Here is a 15,181-nt window from a genome sequence, read left to right as displayed (position 1 = left end):
TCTTGTCTGTTATCCCAAAAGTAAAGAACAGCTATTTCGGTGTCCTTAATTTCATAAAACATTGAACAGTTTTTATGAATTACTGCCTTTCTGATGTTAAAATTACCCGGAATTGATTGAAAATACTAACGGAGAACCGGCTATCAAATCAAGCGCTTTGAGCGTGCGCTGTTCAAAGTCTGTTACAACATGCTGTCCCCACCGCTGCTGAATCTGCTGTTTAATGTCATCAAATGTCTCGAGGGCATATTTAGAGAATACTACCCGGTAACTCATTTGGCAGACAATAGTCCTTTTTTGAAATCTTCCAGACTAACAGTCCGGCCTTCTTTAATATCTTCCTGCCCTTTCAAAATACCTTCAAACACATGCTGAGGCAATATGTCATCTTCCTGCTTTTGAAATGAAATACCCAATGCGTCAAAAAACGCTTGAATTACTTTCTCCTGCTCTTTAGACGGATATACTACATAAGCTGCCATAAACAAATTTACTATTAATCTGCCACAAACAAAAAAGCCACCTGTTACACAGATGGCTTTTATTATTTTGGGTTGAATCTTACTTCGTAAAATCTCCAACTGTCACACTTTGATTTCTACTTCAACACCGCTTGGCAATTCAAGTTTCATCAGCGCGTCAACAGTTTTTGAGTTAGAGCTGTAAATGTCTAACAGGCGTTTGTACGAGCACAGTTGGAACTGCTCACGTGCTTTTTTGTTTACGTGCGGCGAGCGCAGTACGGTAAACACTTTTTTCTCGGTTGGTAACGGAAGTGGTCCGCTAACTACAGCGCCTGTTGGCTTTACTGTTTTTACGATCTTCTCGGCTGACTTGTCAACCAGGTTGTAATCGTAAGATTTCAATTTGATCCTGATTCTTTGGCTCATTTTATTTAATTTTTGTGATTTCACCGATTGCCGATGATTTCACCGATTTGTTAATTAGCCATACCTAAGAGCTATTTATTAGGAAATGGCCGGTTATTTGAAACTACACCGATTAATCTGTGGAATCACTTCATAATCGGTGTAATCAATTTCTAACTTTAGTCAATAGCAACTTGTTTGCGGCCTTTTGATTTGGCAACAACTTCGTCCTGTACGTTACGCGGAGCCGGTTCATAGTGATCAAACTCCATGGTTGAAGTTGCACGGCCTGAAGTAATGGTACGTAACTGCGTTACATAACCAAACATCTCGCTAAGTGGTACCATAGCTTTGATTACCTGCGAACCTGCGCGTGTATCCATACCTTGCAGCTGGCCACGACGACGGTTCATGTCACCGATAACGTCACCCATGTTTTCTTCAGGGGTAAGTATCTCAATCTTCATGATAGGCTCAAGCAATACCGGTTTACATTTTGGCAATGCTTCGCGGTAAGCCGAACGACCTGCAATCTCGAAAGATAATGCGTCTGAATCGACAGCGTGGAATGAACCATCTATCAAACGTACCTTTAAGCTGGTAAGAGGGTATCCTGCTAACACACCATTATCCATAGCTGATTTAAAGCCTTTTTCAACAGATGGTATGAACTCACGAGGGATAGCACCACCCACAATTTCGTTAACAAATTCTAAACCTTCTTTACCTTCTTCTCCCGGAGAAATAACTACCTGGATATCGGCAAATTTACCACGGCCACCGGTTTGTTTCTTGTAAGTTTCGCGGTGCTGGGTTGTGCCGGTAATAGCTTCTTTGTAAGCTACCTGCGGCGCACCCTGGTTAACCTCTACTTTGAATTCGCGTTTCAAACGGTCCATCAAAATATCCAGGTGTAACTCGCCCATACCTGAAATTACAGTTTGGCCGGTATCCTGGTCAGTTTGTACGCGGAAGGTTGGATCCTCTTCGGCAAGTTTACCAAGAGCTATACCCAGTTTATCAACGTCGGCCTGAGTTTTAGGCTCAATAGCCAAACCAATAACCGGATCAGGGAACACCATCGACTCTAAAACCAACTTGTTTTTCTCGTCGCAAAGGGTATCACCTGTTTTGATATCTTTAAAGCCTACTACCGCAGCAATATCACCTGCACCTACATTAGGGATAGGGTTTTGCTTGTTAGCGTGCATTTGGAATATACGAGAGATACGCTCTTTGTTCTCTGAACGCATATTGTAGATGTATGAACCCGCTTCAAGGTTACCTGAGTAAACGCGGATGAAGCAAAGGCGGCCCACAAACGGGTCGGTAGCAATTTTAAATGCAAGCGCTGCAAATGGCTCTTTCACATCCGGTTTAACCAATATCTCTGCGCCGGTGTCTGGGTTGGTACCCACAACACCTTTTGAATCAAGTGGTGAAGGCATAAGCTCCATCACGTAATCAAGCATGGTTTGTACACCTTTATTTTTAAACGATGAACCACAGGTCATCGGTACAATTTTACCTGCTAAGGTAGCCTGGCGTAAAGCGTCAAGCACTTCGCGCTCGGTGATAGTTGTCGGATCGTCGAAGAATTTCTCCATCAGCGTATCGTCAAACTCAGCAACGGCTTCAAGTAATTTTTCTCTCCACTCGTTAGCCTCGTCAAGCATATCGTCAGGAATAGGCACTTCGGTAAAGGTCATACCTTTATCGTGCTCGTTCCAAACAACACCGCGGAAGTTGATCAAATCAACCACGCCTTTGAAGTTATCTTCGGCGCCGATAGGTAACTGAAGCGGAATAGCAGTACTGCCAAGCATTTCTTTAACCTGTTTTACCACGTTTAAGAAATCGGCACCGCTGCGGTCCATTTTGTTAACGAAACCAATACGCGGCACATTGTAGTTGTTAGCCAGGCGCCAGTTGGTTTCTGACTGCGGTTCAACACCATCAACAGCCGAGAAAAGGAATACCAGACCATCCAGTACACGCAGTGAACGATTTACCTCTACGGTAAAGTCAACGTGTCCGGGGGTATCAATAATGTTGATATGGTAGTTTTGGTTACGGTATTTCCAGTTTACGGTAGTTGCTGCCGAAGTAATGGTAATACCACGCTCCTGCTCCTGCGCCATCCAGTCCATCGTAGCGGCACCCTCGTGCACCTCACCAATCTTGTGGCTCACACCCGCGTAGTAAAGAATACGTTCGGTAGTGGTGGTTTTACCGGCATCAATGTGGGCGGCAATTCCTATGTTTCTTGTATATTTAAGATCTCTTGACATCTTGTTTTATTTTGATCTCTCGATTATTTTAAATGATTTCACCGATCAGCTCAGATTTAAAAACGCAATCCTAACAAAATCGGTGTAATCAAATATTAAATCGGTGTAATCCTTTTGTTTCTTTAGAACCTGAAGTGTGAGAACGCCTTGTTAGCCTCAGCCATTTTGTGCGTATCTTCTTTCTTCTTTACCGCAGCACCTTCACCTTTTGAAGCTGAAATGATTTCGCCGGCAAGTTTCTCCATCATGGTTTTTTCACCACGTTTACGTGCGTAGCTGATAAGCCATTTCATACCCAAAGCAATTTTACGCTCCGGACGAACCTCGGTAGGAACCTGGAAGTTAGCACCACCTACACGGCGTGATTTTACTTCTACAGCAGGCATTACGTTGTTCAAAGCTTTTTTCCAGGTATCTAAGCCGTTTTCATTTGTTTTCTTTTCAACAATTTCAACAGCGTTGTAGAATATAGAGTATGCGGTTGATTTTTTACCGTCATACATCATATTGTTTACAAACCTTGTTACCAAAGTATCATTGAACTTTGGATCAGGAAGGATAATTCTCTTTTTTGGTTTTGACTTTCTCATTTTCTGTTATCCCTCCCTAATTATTTCTTTTTACCTTTTGCAGGTGCGGCAGCTGCCTGGCCTGGTTTAGGACGCTTGGTACCATATTTTGAACGGCGTTGGTTACGGCCTGCAACACCAGATGTATCCAATGCACCACGGATGATGTGGTAACGTACACCAGGTAAATCCTTAACACGACCGCCACGGATTAACACGATAGAGTGCTCCTGTAAGTTGTGACCTTCACCCGGGATGTAGGCGTTAACCTCTTTACCGTTAGTAAGGCGCACACGGGCAACTTTACGCATTGCTGAGTTTGGTTTTTTAGGGGTAGTGGTGTACACACGGGTGCACACGCCTCTTCGCTGTGGACAGCTGTCCAACGCTGGCGACTTACTCTTGTCTTCCAGAGCTACTCTACCTTTTCTAACTAATTGCTGAATAGTAGGCATTCTTTGCTTCTTTTTTCTTTTACAGTTTTATCCTTATTTTAAGGACTGCAAAGGTAGGCACTATTTTTTGATTTTCAAGTGCTTGAGTAAAAAAAGTTTAAGGGTGTGGTGCAGGGTGGTTGGCGATTGGTGGGTTTAGATTGCGAAGTACCATCATTATAAAAGTATCACCGGATATTTTGCAGGGTCACTTTTCAAAGTTTGCAGTATAAATAGTATGCAAACCTTAAAACAATATATCAATTGGTACAAACTTTTTATTATCGCATACTTGTTTTATGTGTTTTGGTTTTATAAATCTATTTCTAAAGAATTAGAATACCGCAGTAATTTAATTGGTATGCCTGAAGGCAAAATTGTTACACAAGGTGAAGGGTTGATATACAGTATGTTTTTTAATTATATCTTAGGTTTTGGTACAGTAATTACATGCCTGCTAATTGCTATAATATATAAAGAAACACGTTGGCAATATATTTTTATGAGTTTCTTATTAACAATTCCTCCCGCCGCGTATGTGTTCATTACAGGTTTTTGAAAAGCACTCTTACTGCTAATTTGTAAGGGCACTTCCCGTCATCCGCTCATACTGCACAGGCATTAGCCACCGGGCCGGTACCACTACTGCCGGGTTTATATAAGTTACTTTCCGTGGCATTAATAGGCTGGCATATAACCCGCATACATTTGCCGAAGTAAAAATTGAATGCGGCATGTTGCATTTAACATCATCTGTCCGCTTGCGCTCGTCTGCGACGAGTGCTTAACATTTCGTGTCGATTATATCGCCTTCCGCTTGCGCTCGTCTACGACGAGTGCTTAACACTTCACGGCGATTATATCGCTTTGCCATTTTATAATTATCAAACATCACATCCTTAAACTCAACCCGCTGTGAGGCGACAACAGCAAAGCCGTTCTTTTCAAAAAACGGGCGGGCGGTAATGCTTACATCTGATGTGATCTGCTTTACACCGATACTATGCGCGCAGCTTTCAATTTCATTCAACAAAAGCGCGGCTATCCCCTGCCGCTGATGATCTTTATGTACAAAAAACACATCAAGGTAACCATCATCCGTCAGCGAAGCAAAACCTGTTATAGTGCCATTGCTTCCGGCAACAAAAAAGTGCTGTTCGGTAATTCGTTTATTCCAACGTTCAACATTATCATACCCTGACGACCATGCTTTAACCTGCTCTGCATTATAGTCGTTTGCATTTATTGCGGTTACGGTATCGTAAAACAGCTGCCTTATTTCTTCAGAATCTTCAAGGGTAGCGCGGCGAATGTGCATGTGTAACAAATTTATTTCCTTAACTTGTCAATTAAATTCAGGTGTTGCAGGTGTTGCAGGTGTTGCAGGTGTTGCAGGTGTTGCAGGTGTTGATTTATATATATACTGTTGCCGTCAACACCTACAGGCATTCTCATATCTAAGCAACCGCACAAACTTCTTTAATGCTCAGACTTACAGGCTTAAATTCGATGCCGATAGCCTTTTTGATCTTGGAGTTATCAAAATGCTTTATGGTATATGATGATTGGGCGGCAATCTTATCAAGGAACGGGTCTTTACCGGTAATCGCCGACACAAAGGCCGCAACCCGCCAGGCCAGGTTCATCATCCATGGCTTCGCCTCGGTGGCAGGCGGCTTAATGCAATACCCCTCAGCAATCTCGGTGATCAGCCTGCGGTACTCGTAGTTCTCAGAATTGATAATGAACCGCTCACCGCTGATATCGCTGTCCATCAGCGCTATCATGCATTTGGCTACATCCTGCACATCCACCACCCCGGCAGTGCCGCCGGTATAAAATTTCAGTCCCTTGCGCACGGTCTCGAATATTTGTCCGGTTCCCTCTGTACCCGCGTTCGTCCCGACTATTAGTGAGGGGTTCACAATTACTGCGTCAAGCCCTTCAGCTATGCCCCGCCAAACTTCCATTTCGCTTTCCAGCTTTGAAATGGCATAACCATCCGTCTCTGCCGATACATCCAGGTGGTGGTTCTCGGTGGTCATTTCACCCGGCTTGGCAAGTCCAATCGCGGCGATAGAACTTACATGCGCCAGCTTGCAGCCGTACTGCAGGCACAGGTTTACAATGTTAGCAGTACCGGCAATATTGGTAGCTATCATAGGGTTCTTATCCTTTTGCTTCAGCGACACCCATGCCGCGCAATGGTATACTTGAGTAACTCCTTCAAAAGCGTCTTCAAGAGCGGTAATGTCAAGCATGTCGGCTACAACCCACTCAATTGAGCCAGCGTATGGCTGCAACTCCTTACGTATAGCCGACGACGCCCGTTTGGTGCACCGCACGCGCTCACCTTTTTGAACCAATTGCAGCGCCACCTCGGCACCTAAAAACCCTGTTGCCCCTGTTACTAATATCATTTATTGATGTGCAGATATGAAGATGTACAAATGTGCAGATTAATTTTAAAATGCGTGAATGTGCAAATATGCAGATATGAAGAGGTGCAAATTATTTCTGCTAATTCTGAAATTCGGTAAATTCCGGTTCAGACAATTTTTGCACATTTGCACATACGCACATTTGCACATCAACCAACATGTCATTAGCCGACTTTTTTTCGCCGATAAATCTGAAGAGCATCACTCCTAAAAAAGGATATTACACCAGTCAGCTGGGTGAAAAAATTGAGCATTACTCGGTAGGCTTCCCTGATCTGGAAGAAAAGGTTGACATAGCCATCATCGGTGTACAGGAAGACCGCAACTCTGACAGTAACGAGGGCTCATCAACCGCTCCGGACATTGTGCGCGAAAAGTTATACGTCCTTCATGAAGGAAATTACAATACTAAGATCGTTGATCTGGGAAATATAAAACAGGGCGCTTCGGTTACTGATACTTACATCGCCTTAAAAACAGTGGTTGAGGAACTGTTGAAGAAGGATATCCTGCCGGTGATCATCGGCGGCAGCCAGGACCTTACCTATGCGCAGTACCTCGGTTACGAAAAACTTGAACAGCGTGTTGACCTGGTAGTGATCGATTCACATTTCGACCTGGACGAGAATGCCGACAGCGAGACCATCGAAACCACTTCAACATCGTACCTCAATAAGATATTTCTGCATCAGCCTAACTATCTGTTCAACTTCAGCAATCTTGGCTTTCAAACTTATTTCAACAGCCAGGAAAGCTTGCGCGTGATGGAAAAACTATATTTCGATGTGCACCGCCTTGGTGAACTAAGCGGACAGGTGGCCGTTACCGAACCTATCATCCGCAATGCCAACATGATCAGCTTCGATATGTCAGCCATACGCTCGGCCGAAGCTATGGGCAATGCAAACGCTACACCTAATGGTTTTTATGCGGAAGAAGCCTGCCAGCTTTGTCGCTACGCGGGATTTAATGATAAGCTAACATCGATAGGTTTTTACGAGTTTAACCCGGTGTATGACAACAACGGCCAAACCGCTATGCTGCTGGCACAGATGATCTGGTGTTTTATTGATGGTTTTTACAACCGGAAGAAAGATTTTCCGCTCAACCCGAAATCGCAATACCTGATATACAAAACCAGCCTGAAGCACGACGACCATGAACTGGTGTTTGTGAAAAGCAAAAAATCCGACCGCTGGTGGATGCAGGTACCATATCCAACCGGCGGCTCAATGAACGAGCGCTTTCACCTGGTACCTTGCCGTTACGAAGATTACCGCACAGCCGTATCAGGCGAAATGCCCGATTTATGGTGGCGTACGTATCAAAAGTTGGTGTGATAGTAATTTGTCAACTTGAACACAGTGAAGGATCTATTCGCCGATAGATGCTTCGTTCATCAGCATGACAAAAAAAGAAAGAAACATCCAGCGATTCCCGCGCTATCGCTCATAATAACGCATTAAATTACAATCCCCTTTTCCTGATAATAGCCGGACGGCGTGAGCGCCTTTGTACTGCTTCTTCATCAATGTCAGTGCTGTACCTGCGGGCCATTTTTGCCACGCGTTCTTCTAAACTTTCGGTAGAAAGCCTGTCCCGACTCAGATTATCAACCATTATTGGGAAAGCAAATGGCGTGGGCTGTTCGATATGTTTAAGTATGATGTTTTGCTTAGCAATACGCTGAAGAGCCCCGCGTAAGCGAAACTCTTCCAACTGAAAAGCCAGGGCTTCATTATATGCTTGTCTTACTAAAAGATTGTCAGGCTCATATTCGCTAAACACTTCAAATAACAATGAGGTAGAGGCCTGCAGGTGCTTGTTTTTAATCTGCTGACCCGGGAAACCGGTGAACACCAGTCCGCCAATGTGGGCAATATCCCTGAATTTACGTCGTGCCATTTCATTTGCATTTAAGCTGCTGTGGATATCGTCAAGCAGGTTATCGAGTGAAAAGAACGACGCGTCTTCAAGCACTTCTTCAATAGGAATATCTTCATCAGCAAGCAGCTCAAAACCATAATCATTCATAGCGATAGAAAAGCTGGCGGGCTTAACACGCGTAATACGGTAAGCGAATATCGATGCCATACCCTCGTGCACCAATCGCCCTTCAAACGGATAAAATATCAGGTGATGGCCCTCCCGGGATTTAAACGACTCAATCAAAAACTCATGGCTTTGCGGCAGATGCGATAATTTTTGTTGTATTTGGAATAACGGCTTCAGCGCGATCACCTCTTCGTCCTTTTCAATACCATGGGCCACCTCATCAAGCTTTTCGCGAAATACTGCCGATAGCTGCGACGAAAGCGGCATCCTACCTCCTGCCCAGCTGGGTATAAGTCCTTTTTTAGCGTTTGATTTTTTTACAAAGGCGCTCATTTCCTTCACCCGTACAAACTCCAGGCTGCGACCCGCGAACCAAAACACATCACCCGGCTTAAGCTTTGCTATAAAACCTTCCTCAACAGTGCCCAGCATACCACCGCTCAGCCATTTTACACGGATACTCATTTCACTGGTTATGGTTCCAATGCTCAGCCGGTGGCGCATAGCAACCCGTCGGCTGTTCACTTTATATAAGCCGTTTTCTACTTCTACCTTTAAAAATTCGTCGTATTCGGCCAGGGTTTTACCGCCATGAGTGATAAAATCAAGCAACTGGTTATATTCCTTGCGCGACAGGTCGGCAAAGGCGTAGGTAGAAATGATCTCCTGATACAATTCTTCAGCCCTGAACCCGTCTGACACGGCCAGTGTAACCATAAATTGTATCAACACATCCATGGTGAGCAACATCGGGTCGCGACTTTCAAAAATGCCTTTTTTTATAGCAGCTTTTAAGGCAGCGCCTTCTAATAATTCAAGCGAATTGGTAGGCACATAATATGCCCTTGATACCGCGCCCGGATGGTGACCGCTTCGGCCGGCGCGCTGCATAAAACGCGCAACACCTTTTGGGCTGCCCACCTGTATTACTGTATCTACCGGACGAAAATCCACCCCCAAATCGAGGCTTGACGTACATACCACCAGTTTCAGCATTTCGGCATGCAGCGCCTGCTCAACCCAGTTGCGCAAGTCGTTGTCCAGCGAGCCATGGTGCATGGCCATGATGCCGGCGTACTCCGGATAGTTATCTAAAATGGCATGATACCATATCTCTGACTGTGAGCGGGTATTGGTGAAAATGAGCGTTGTTTTGCTTTTGGCGACGATCTCCATCACCTGCGGCAGCATCTTTACACCGATATGCCCTGTCCAGGAGTAGCTTTCAATATCTTCCGGGATAACGGAGCGGATATCCAGTTTCTTTTCCAGATTTGCCCGCACCATCTTTATTCTGTCCTTCGGGAAGGAATTACCTAACAGTACCTCGGCGGCTTGTTCAAGGTTACCAATGGTAGCGCTGATCCCCCAGATTCGGACCCCACCCCGGCTCTCCCCGAGTGTCTTCAGTCTACTCAATCCCAACTCCACCTGCACACCGCGTTTGGTACCAAGCAGTTCGTGCCATTCATCAACTACTACTACCTGCAGGCTTTTAAATATTTTAGGGTATTCCTTTTGCGCAAGCATCAGGTGCAGGCTTTCGGGTGTTGTAAGCAGCACTTCGGGCAGTTTCTTTTTCAGTGCCTGCTTTTCGGCGGCAGAGGTATCGCCGGTGCGGGTGGCAATCCTCCAGGGCAGGCCCATTTCATCACAGGCTTCCTGCATGGCCTTGCGTATATCATTGGTTAGCGCGCGTAGCGGCGTTATCCAGAGCATGTGTAAGCCGTTATCCTTCCGGGTTTGCCAGTCGTTAGGATGTTTGTTGATATAATCGGCCAGGAAAGGCAAAAACAGCGCATAGGTTTTACCGCTTCCGGTAGGCGCATTCAGCAAGCCCGAATACCCCTGCAGGTAAGTTGCCTCCATTTCCTGTTGAAACGGAAACTGCTCCCACTTTTTGTTGCGGTACCACTGCTGTATAACCTGCTGACCCGGGCTGTTCATGCTGCAAATAACAAAAAATGTAGTGATTAGTTGCAGAGCTCATTATACCTTACATAACTACCGGCACAACACCGCTTTTACTTCCTCGGCGGTAGTAACTTTCAATAGTTTGTTTTCTTTTGATGATGCGCTGAACTCACAGGTTCTGCAAGTTGTTACTTTTTGATCCTTCAAATATTTTATCACCTTGTTGTTTTTAATGTAAGAGCGATATTCGTTTTTCTTGATACAACCCTCGCAGGCTGGTCCACCTTCAACAAATTCATATTTAAAGATCAGCTTACCGGCTTTGTAGTAATAATCTTCTTTAGCATATACATCACCAACAGTACCAAAGTCGACTGATATTTTTACTATTTCGCCGTTTAGGTAAAAATAGTCGACCGTCATTTTCTCATCGCACATAAACTCAAAGTGCTTATTTTCAAGCTTTGAGGTGTTAATGTTTTCTACGTTTTTTCTGATGAAAGCTATCGGGTCTGTAGTGGCTACAGTGTCTGTAGTTACAGTATGAATATCAGATACAGATGTATCTGTCGTTGAAACTACCGAAGAGGTATCTGAATTATCATCTTGTTGTTTGGCGGGTTTATTTTGTGAACAACCGGCAAGTAAAAAGATAAGTACTGGAAACAAAAGCTTTTTCATGCTACGGAGAGAAGCAAGAATTCAGCCAAAGCGCATGGCTATAACAAATCAGCCACCCTATTGGATGGCTGAAGTAAATATTTTAAGCAGTAAAATCAGTTCCTGCGGTTCATGTTGCGAACCTCTTTCATCAGGCGAATTTTAAGTATTACAAATATCACCAGTATAAAAGCTACGCCAAGCACCCAGCTGTAATGCTTGCTCATTATTCCTTCGTAACCTATAAAAAGGCACACAATAATGCCTACGTTATAAATTACATTTAGCGCGATTTTTTGGCCCATGGCTTAATACACTTGCATATCCGGATCAATCTCAGCCTGCCAGGCCAGTATGCCTCCCTGCAGGTTGTACAGGTTGGTAAAGCCTTGCGCTTCAAGCTGTGCTATGGCAGCCGCGCTGCGTTTGCCGCTTCGGCACATAATTACCACCGGTTTATCTTTATACAGTTTGTCCTTTTCTATCAGTATGCCGCCCAGCGGAATGTGCTGCCCGCCAAGGTTTGACGTTTCATATTCAAAATCTTCTCTAACATCAATCAGCTGGAAATCTTCGCCGCGATCAAGTTTTTCTTTCAGTTCCTGTACGGTTATCTCGTTCATGGTAAATAGAGTTAATGGTCAAATGTAGGTTTTTTCTTTAAAACAAGTTACTGATGCAAATATTCATCCCGGCAGTTTCAAAACATTTACTATTCAGTTACAAAATCCGAAATTGAAATTTCGAAATTCGAAATATCAAGCAGTACTATGTAATACAAAATAGTTACCCATCCTTGTAACAAACGGCATGGCCGGGCGTTTTATATATGTTTTACACCGACACATTTTTAATTAATGAAAAAAATTAACCGCTTCTTCTGGTTTTGTTCAGGAGCGCATATAGATACCCTAAAAAAATACCCTATCGAACATAACAAGTATGTAGGGATAGGGGCAACCATATTTTTCACCGCGTTGTTTGCGGCTTTATCAGGCGGATACGCCATGTACTTTGTGTTCAGCGGCAGCACGTTTGCTGTGCTTTGGGCCATATTTTTCGGACTGCTTTGGGGCACCGCTATCTTCAATATGGACAGATACATTGTATCAAGCATCAATAAAGAAGGCAGCACCAATCAGCAAATATTACAGGCTTCGCCACGTATTTTACTGGCTATTATGATAGGCATTGTAATTTCCCGCCCGCTTGAGCTCAAGATATTCGACAAAGAGATACGCTCGAAGCTAAAAACGTCGTACATGAAGGGCCAGCAAAGTAAGATCGACAGCCTGCAAAAAACATATGGTAAAAAATACACCATGGAGTTGGGTAAAAACGCTGAACTTAAAAAGGAGAAAGATTCGCTTGAGCGTGATATTAACCGCTCACGCTACCAGCTTAACCAGGAAGTTTTTGGCGATAAAACAAACCAGACATCAGGTATTGTTGGCTATGGCACGTATGCCAAGCAAAAAGCAGAAATACTGAAAGAAAAGCAGGACCGCCTGAAAACGGTTACTGATAATATTAACCAAATGGATCAGTACCTAAGCTCCCGTAAGGATTACGAAGGGCTGAACAGCACCAAGCTTTTCTCTGAAAAACAATTGGATAGCCTTGCAAATGTGGCAGGTTTTTCTGACCGTAACTGGGCGCTGGGGCAGTTATCATTTAATGAAAAAGGCGAACGGGACCTGGATACCTATCTTGCCATAGCCTTTATTGGTTACCTGTTTATCCTGTTTGAGTGTTTGCCGGTATTGGTGAAGCTGATGTCGGCAAAAGGACCTTATGATGTGGCCGTTGCCAAAACCGCTCAGGCAAACGAGCACCTTGCCGAGCGCGACAAAGAACGCGATATTGCCGTTACTGATGAAGTGTACGACCATCATTTAGGTACCGATGTAGACAAGCGAAAGCGGCTGATAAGCGGCCAGGCAGAGTATGATCTGGAAAGGCATAGCTATGACTAAAATTTCACCTACTTTTAGCTTGTAATTAACAATTTACACCCTGTTAACCGAATAAAACAGTATTTTTCGGCCCTGATTAACTGTTCTTCATGAAAAAAACCTTTTTAACTGCGATATTATGCATAGCAGTAACATTGCTTTTTGCGCAGCGTAATGCCCCCGGCGCTGTTTATTACTCAGTATATTTTCCGAATGCCGTACATCATGAGGCCCAAATTGTTATGACGCTTACTTCGGTGCCAAAAGGTCCGCTACGGGTGCGCATGAGTCGCTCGTCGCCGGGAAGATATGCCACGCACGAGTTTGCCAAAAATATTTATAACGTAAAAGCCTACAGTAACAAGGGCGGCGAACTGGTTATGAAACAAATTGATGCGGACGTTTATGAAATACCTGTTCATCCACCGGTTGTAAATGTTAGTTATACACTGTTTGGAAACTGGGTTGATGGCACCTATGCCGGTATCGACGCCGGACAGGCGCACCTGAACATGCCAGCCGCGTTTATGTGGGCTGTAGGCTTCGACAAGCGGCCGATAAAAGTCCAGTTTAATGATTTGGATAAATACAACTGGAAGGTGTCAACCCAACTGAAAAATGAAGGCAACGGCATTTACTCGGCGCCTAACCTGCAGTATATGATGGATAGCCCCACAGAATTGTCAAACTTCAAGCAGGCCAGTTGGGAGATTGTCAATCCAACAGGGAAAAGACAAAAGATCAACCTGCATGTGTATTCTGACGACAGCCAGCAAACAATTGACGCATTTAGCAAGCAGGTGTAAAAAGTAGTATTGGAAGAGCAGGCCGTATTTGGTGAGGTGCCGAATTACGATTACGGTGAATATACTTTCATCAACAACGTACACTCAACCGTTAACGGCGATGGTATGGAGCACCGCAACTCAACCATTATTACCGACCCGTTTGAAAAAATTGAAGGTAATGAACGACAAGTGCTGGGCACTTTCTCACACGAATATTTTCATAACTGGAACGTTGAACGTATCCGCCCAAAATCATTAGAGCCGTTTGATTTTACACATTCAAACCAAAGCAGCGAATTATGGTTTGCCGAAGGTTTTACTCAATACTATGGTGAAATGCTGCTGAAACGAGCAGGAATTTATGAATTGGACAGATATGCCGATGTGCTTGGCAACGTAATAAACTCGGTACTGAACACACCGGGCGCCAAAAAGTATCCTCCGGTACAAATGAGCCGTTACGCTGTGTTTGCCGATGCGGGTGTATCTATCGACGCGAATAATAATCCGAATATTTTTACTACCTATTATCAATACGGGGCGGCTACAGCCCTGGCGCTCGACCTGCGCCTGCGTGCCGAATTTAACCTTACACTTGACGACTACATGCGCCTGTGCTGGCAACGTTTCGGCAAAACCGAGAAGCCTTACACCGTACCTATGCTGCAGCTTGTGCTGGCGCAGCTAACAAAGGAGCCGGCCTTTGCGTCCGATTTTTTCAGGCAATATGTTTACGGTATAGAAAAGAATAATTACGAAGGGTTACTTGCTAACGCGGGGCTACTGCTTCGCAAAGAAAATCCGGGTAAGGCGTGGGCTGGCCCGCTGTTTAACGCAGTTGGCCGAAGCCGTGCGGGGCAGGCACATTCGGCACAGCAAAATGACGGTTTATTTATTGCCACCAGCACCATTGAAGGTACGCCGATATATAAAGCCGGTATTGACGCGGGCGACATCATTTTAACTGCCGATGGTCAGGAAGTAAAGGATCAGAAAGCATTTAATGACATTGTAGCCGCCAAAAAGCCCGGTGACAAGCTTCTGGTAAAATATAAAAACCGCACCGGCGAACACGAGGCTGCTGTAATATTGGAAGAAAACCCGTATTTTGAAGTAGTTACCTTTGAAAAAGCAGGAAAAACATTAACAGCCGATCAGGAAGCCTTTCGCAACAACTGGCTGCAATCAAAAGTTAAATAAGCATC

At 44.4% G+C, this 15,181-nt stretch carries 17 protein-coding genes; 5 read left to right on the top strand and 12 right to left on the bottom strand.

Features of this window, described 5'->3' with window-relative positions; translation table 11 throughout:
- Nucleotides 1–102: 102 nt before the first annotated feature.
- From EOD41_RS20670 to rpsL, 6 genes are all read right to left on the bottom strand, one after another.
- Entirely contained in the window at nucleotides 103–276 is a 174-nt protein-coding gene (locus EOD41_RS20670; protein ID WP_164849894.1) for a hypothetical protein, read from the bottom strand.
- A complete protein-coding gene (locus tag EOD41_RS06805) occupies nucleotides 273–482 on the bottom strand; it encodes a DUF2683 family protein (RefSeq protein WP_127704035.1) in 210 nt (69 codons plus the stop codon). Before EOD41_RS06805 ends, EOD41_RS20670 begins: the two co-directional genes overlap by 4 nt.
- A gap of 102 nt (nucleotides 483–584) precedes the next feature.
- Nucleotides 585–890 (bottom strand): 30S ribosomal protein S10, encoded by a 306-nt coding sequence (gene rpsJ / locus EOD41_RS06800; RefSeq protein WP_078347761.1) that lies wholly within the window; start codon nucleotides 888–890, stop codon nucleotides 585–587.
- A gap of 158 nt (nucleotides 891–1,048) precedes the next feature.
- Complete coding sequence (gene fusA / locus EOD41_RS06795) at nucleotides 1,049–3,160, bottom strand: elongation factor G (RefSeq protein ID WP_127704034.1); 2,112 nt, start codon at nucleotides 3,158–3,160, stop codon at nucleotides 1,049–1,051.
- Nucleotides 3,161–3,282: 122 nt separating this feature from the next.
- Nucleotides 3,283–3,750, bottom strand: coding sequence for a 30S ribosomal protein S7 (gene rpsG / locus EOD41_RS06790; protein WP_127704033.1), 468 nt, complete (start codon nucleotides 3,748–3,750; stop codon nucleotides 3,283–3,285).
- A gap of 20 nt (nucleotides 3,751–3,770) precedes the next feature.
- A complete protein-coding gene (rpsL, locus tag EOD41_RS06785; RefSeq protein ID WP_079717716.1) occupies nucleotides 3,771–4,184 on the bottom strand; it encodes a 30S ribosomal protein S12 in 414 nt (137 codons plus the stop codon).
- Nucleotides 4,185–4,401: 217 nt separating this feature from the next.
- Between rpsL and EOD41_RS06780 the strand changes: the two genes are divergently transcribed.
- Complete coding sequence (locus tag EOD41_RS06780) at nucleotides 4,402–4,722, top strand: hypothetical protein (RefSeq protein WP_127704032.1); 321 nt, start codon at nucleotides 4,402–4,404, stop codon at nucleotides 4,720–4,722.
- 225 nt (nucleotides 4,723–4,947) lie between these two features.
- Here EOD41_RS06780 and EOD41_RS06775 read toward each other — a convergent pair whose 3' ends face one another.
- Both EOD41_RS06775 and EOD41_RS06770 read right to left on the bottom strand, forming a co-directional pair.
- Nucleotides 4,948–5,481 (bottom strand): GNAT family N-acetyltransferase, encoded by a 534-nt coding sequence (locus EOD41_RS06775; protein ID WP_127704031.1) that lies wholly within the window; start codon nucleotides 5,479–5,481, stop codon nucleotides 4,948–4,950.
- Between the two features lie 139 nt (nucleotides 5,482–5,620).
- Complete coding sequence (locus tag EOD41_RS06770) at nucleotides 5,621–6,583, bottom strand: NAD-dependent epimerase/dehydratase family protein (protein ID WP_127704030.1); 963 nt, start codon at nucleotides 6,581–6,583, stop codon at nucleotides 5,621–5,623.
- A gap of 179 nt (nucleotides 6,584–6,762) precedes the next feature.
- On the opposite strand from EOD41_RS06770, the gene EOD41_RS06765 reads away from it, so the two are divergent.
- On the top strand, nucleotides 6,763–7,944 hold the full coding sequence (locus EOD41_RS06765; protein WP_127704029.1) for a formimidoylglutamase: 1,182 nt from the start codon (nucleotides 6,763–6,765) through the stop codon (nucleotides 7,942–7,944).
- A 127-nt stretch (nucleotides 7,945–8,071) separates the two neighbouring features.
- Here EOD41_RS06765 and EOD41_RS06760 read toward each other — a convergent pair whose 3' ends face one another.
- The 4 genes from EOD41_RS06760 to EOD41_RS06745 form a co-directional block, all read right to left on the bottom strand.
- Nucleotides 8,072–10,606, bottom strand: coding sequence for a ligase-associated DNA damage response DEXH box helicase (locus EOD41_RS06760; protein ID WP_127704028.1), 2,535 nt, complete (start codon nucleotides 10,604–10,606; stop codon nucleotides 8,072–8,074).
- 57 nt (nucleotides 10,607–10,663) lie between these two features.
- The gene (locus EOD41_RS06755) at nucleotides 10,664–11,254 is read right to left on the bottom strand and encodes a hypothetical protein (RefSeq protein ID WP_127704027.1); all 591 of its coding nucleotides are present in this window, start codon (nucleotides 11,252–11,254) and stop codon (nucleotides 10,664–10,666) included.
- A 95-nt stretch (nucleotides 11,255–11,349) separates the two neighbouring features.
- Nucleotides 11,350–11,538 carry a DUF6358 family protein gene (locus EOD41_RS06750; RefSeq protein WP_127704026.1) on the bottom strand — a complete coding sequence of 63 codons (189 nt, stop codon included), beginning with the start codon at nucleotides 11,536–11,538 and terminating at the stop codon, nucleotides 11,350–11,352.
- A gap of 3 nt (nucleotides 11,539–11,541) precedes the next feature.
- Nucleotides 11,542–11,856 carry a rhodanese-like domain-containing protein gene (locus tag EOD41_RS06745; protein WP_127704025.1) on the bottom strand — a complete coding sequence of 105 codons (315 nt, stop codon included), beginning with the start codon at nucleotides 11,854–11,856 and terminating at the stop codon, nucleotides 11,542–11,544.
- A gap of 234 nt (nucleotides 11,857–12,090) precedes the next feature.
- On the opposite strand from EOD41_RS06745, the gene EOD41_RS06740 reads away from it, so the two are divergent.
- The 3 genes from EOD41_RS06740 to EOD41_RS21005 all read left to right on the top strand — a co-directional run bounded on the left by EOD41_RS06740 (nucleotide 12,091) and on the right by EOD41_RS21005 (nucleotide 15,176).
- Nucleotides 12,091–13,209, top strand: coding sequence for a DUF4407 domain-containing protein (locus EOD41_RS06740; RefSeq protein ID WP_127704024.1), 1,119 nt, complete (start codon nucleotides 12,091–12,093; stop codon nucleotides 13,207–13,209).
- A gap of 89 nt (nucleotides 13,210–13,298) precedes the next feature.
- Nucleotides 13,299–13,994, top strand: coding sequence for a M61 family metallopeptidase (locus EOD41_RS21010; RefSeq protein WP_240663233.1), 696 nt, complete (start codon nucleotides 13,299–13,301; stop codon nucleotides 13,992–13,994).
- 9 nt (nucleotides 13,995–14,003) lie between these two features.
- The gene (locus tag EOD41_RS21005) at nucleotides 14,004–15,176 is read left to right on the top strand and encodes a M61 family metallopeptidase (protein WP_240663231.1); all 1,173 of its coding nucleotides are present in this window, start codon (nucleotides 14,004–14,006) and stop codon (nucleotides 15,174–15,176) included.
- Nucleotides 15,177–15,181: the final 5 nt, after the last annotated feature.

Source organism: Mucilaginibacter limnophilus (assembly GCF_004005815.1).
In the GTDB taxonomy this organism is placed as follows: Bacteria; Bacteroidota; Bacteroidia; order Sphingobacteriales; family Sphingobacteriaceae; genus Mucilaginibacter; species Mucilaginibacter limnophilus.
This window is presented reverse-complemented; position numbering and strand designations above follow the sequence as displayed.

Coding starts and splice junctions, on each gene's coding strand:
- EOD41_RS21010 (WP_240663233.1), top strand. CDS start 13,299: ATGAAAAAAACCTTTTTAACTGCGATATTATGCATAGCAGTAACATTG.
- EOD41_RS06780 (WP_127704032.1), top strand. CDS start 4,402: ATGCAAACCTTAAAACAATATATCAATTGGTACAAACTTTTTATTATC.
- EOD41_RS06805 (WP_127704035.1), bottom strand. CDS start 482: ATGGCAGCTTATGTAGTATATCCGTCTAAAGAGCAGGAGAAAGTAATT.
- EOD41_RS06745 (WP_127704025.1), bottom strand. CDS start 11,856: ATGAACGAGATAACCGTACAGGAACTGAAAGAAAAACTTGATCGCGGC.
- EOD41_RS06770 (WP_127704030.1), bottom strand. CDS start 6,583: ATGATATTAGTAACAGGGGCAACAGGGTTTTTAGGTGCCGAGGTGGCG.
- rpsL (WP_079717716.1), bottom strand. CDS start 4,184: ATGCCTACTATTCAGCAATTAGTTAGAAAAGGTAGAGTAGCTCTGGAA.
- EOD41_RS06755 (WP_127704027.1), bottom strand. CDS start 11,254: ATGAAAAAGCTTTTGTTTCCAGTACTTATCTTTTTACTTGCCGGTTGT.
- rpsJ (WP_078347761.1), bottom strand. CDS start 890: ATGAGCCAAAGAATCAGGATCAAATTGAAATCTTACGATTACAACCTG.
- rpsG (WP_127704033.1), bottom strand. CDS start 3,750: ATGAGAAAGTCAAAACCAAAAAAGAGAATTATCCTTCCTGATCCAAAG.
- EOD41_RS06740 (WP_127704024.1), top strand. CDS start 12,091: ATGAAAAAAATTAACCGCTTCTTCTGGTTTTGTTCAGGAGCGCATATA.
- EOD41_RS06760 (WP_127704028.1), bottom strand. CDS start 10,606: ATGAACAGCCCGGGTCAGCAGGTTATACAGCAGTGGTACCGCAACAAA.
- EOD41_RS20670 (WP_164849894.1), bottom strand. CDS start 276: ATGAGTTACCGGGTAGTATTCTCTAAATATGCCCTCGAGACATTTGAT.
- EOD41_RS06765 (WP_127704029.1), top strand. CDS start 6,763: ATGTCATTAGCCGACTTTTTTTCGCCGATAAATCTGAAGAGCATCACT.
- EOD41_RS06750 (WP_127704026.1), bottom strand. CDS start 11,538: ATGGGCCAAAAAATCGCGCTAAATGTAATTTATAACGTAGGCATTATT.
- fusA (WP_127704034.1), bottom strand. CDS start 3,160: ATGTCAAGAGATCTTAAATATACAAGAAACATAGGAATTGCCGCCCAC.
- EOD41_RS06775 (WP_127704031.1), bottom strand. CDS start 5,481: ATGCACATTCGCCGCGCTACCCTTGAAGATTCTGAAGAAATAAGGCAG.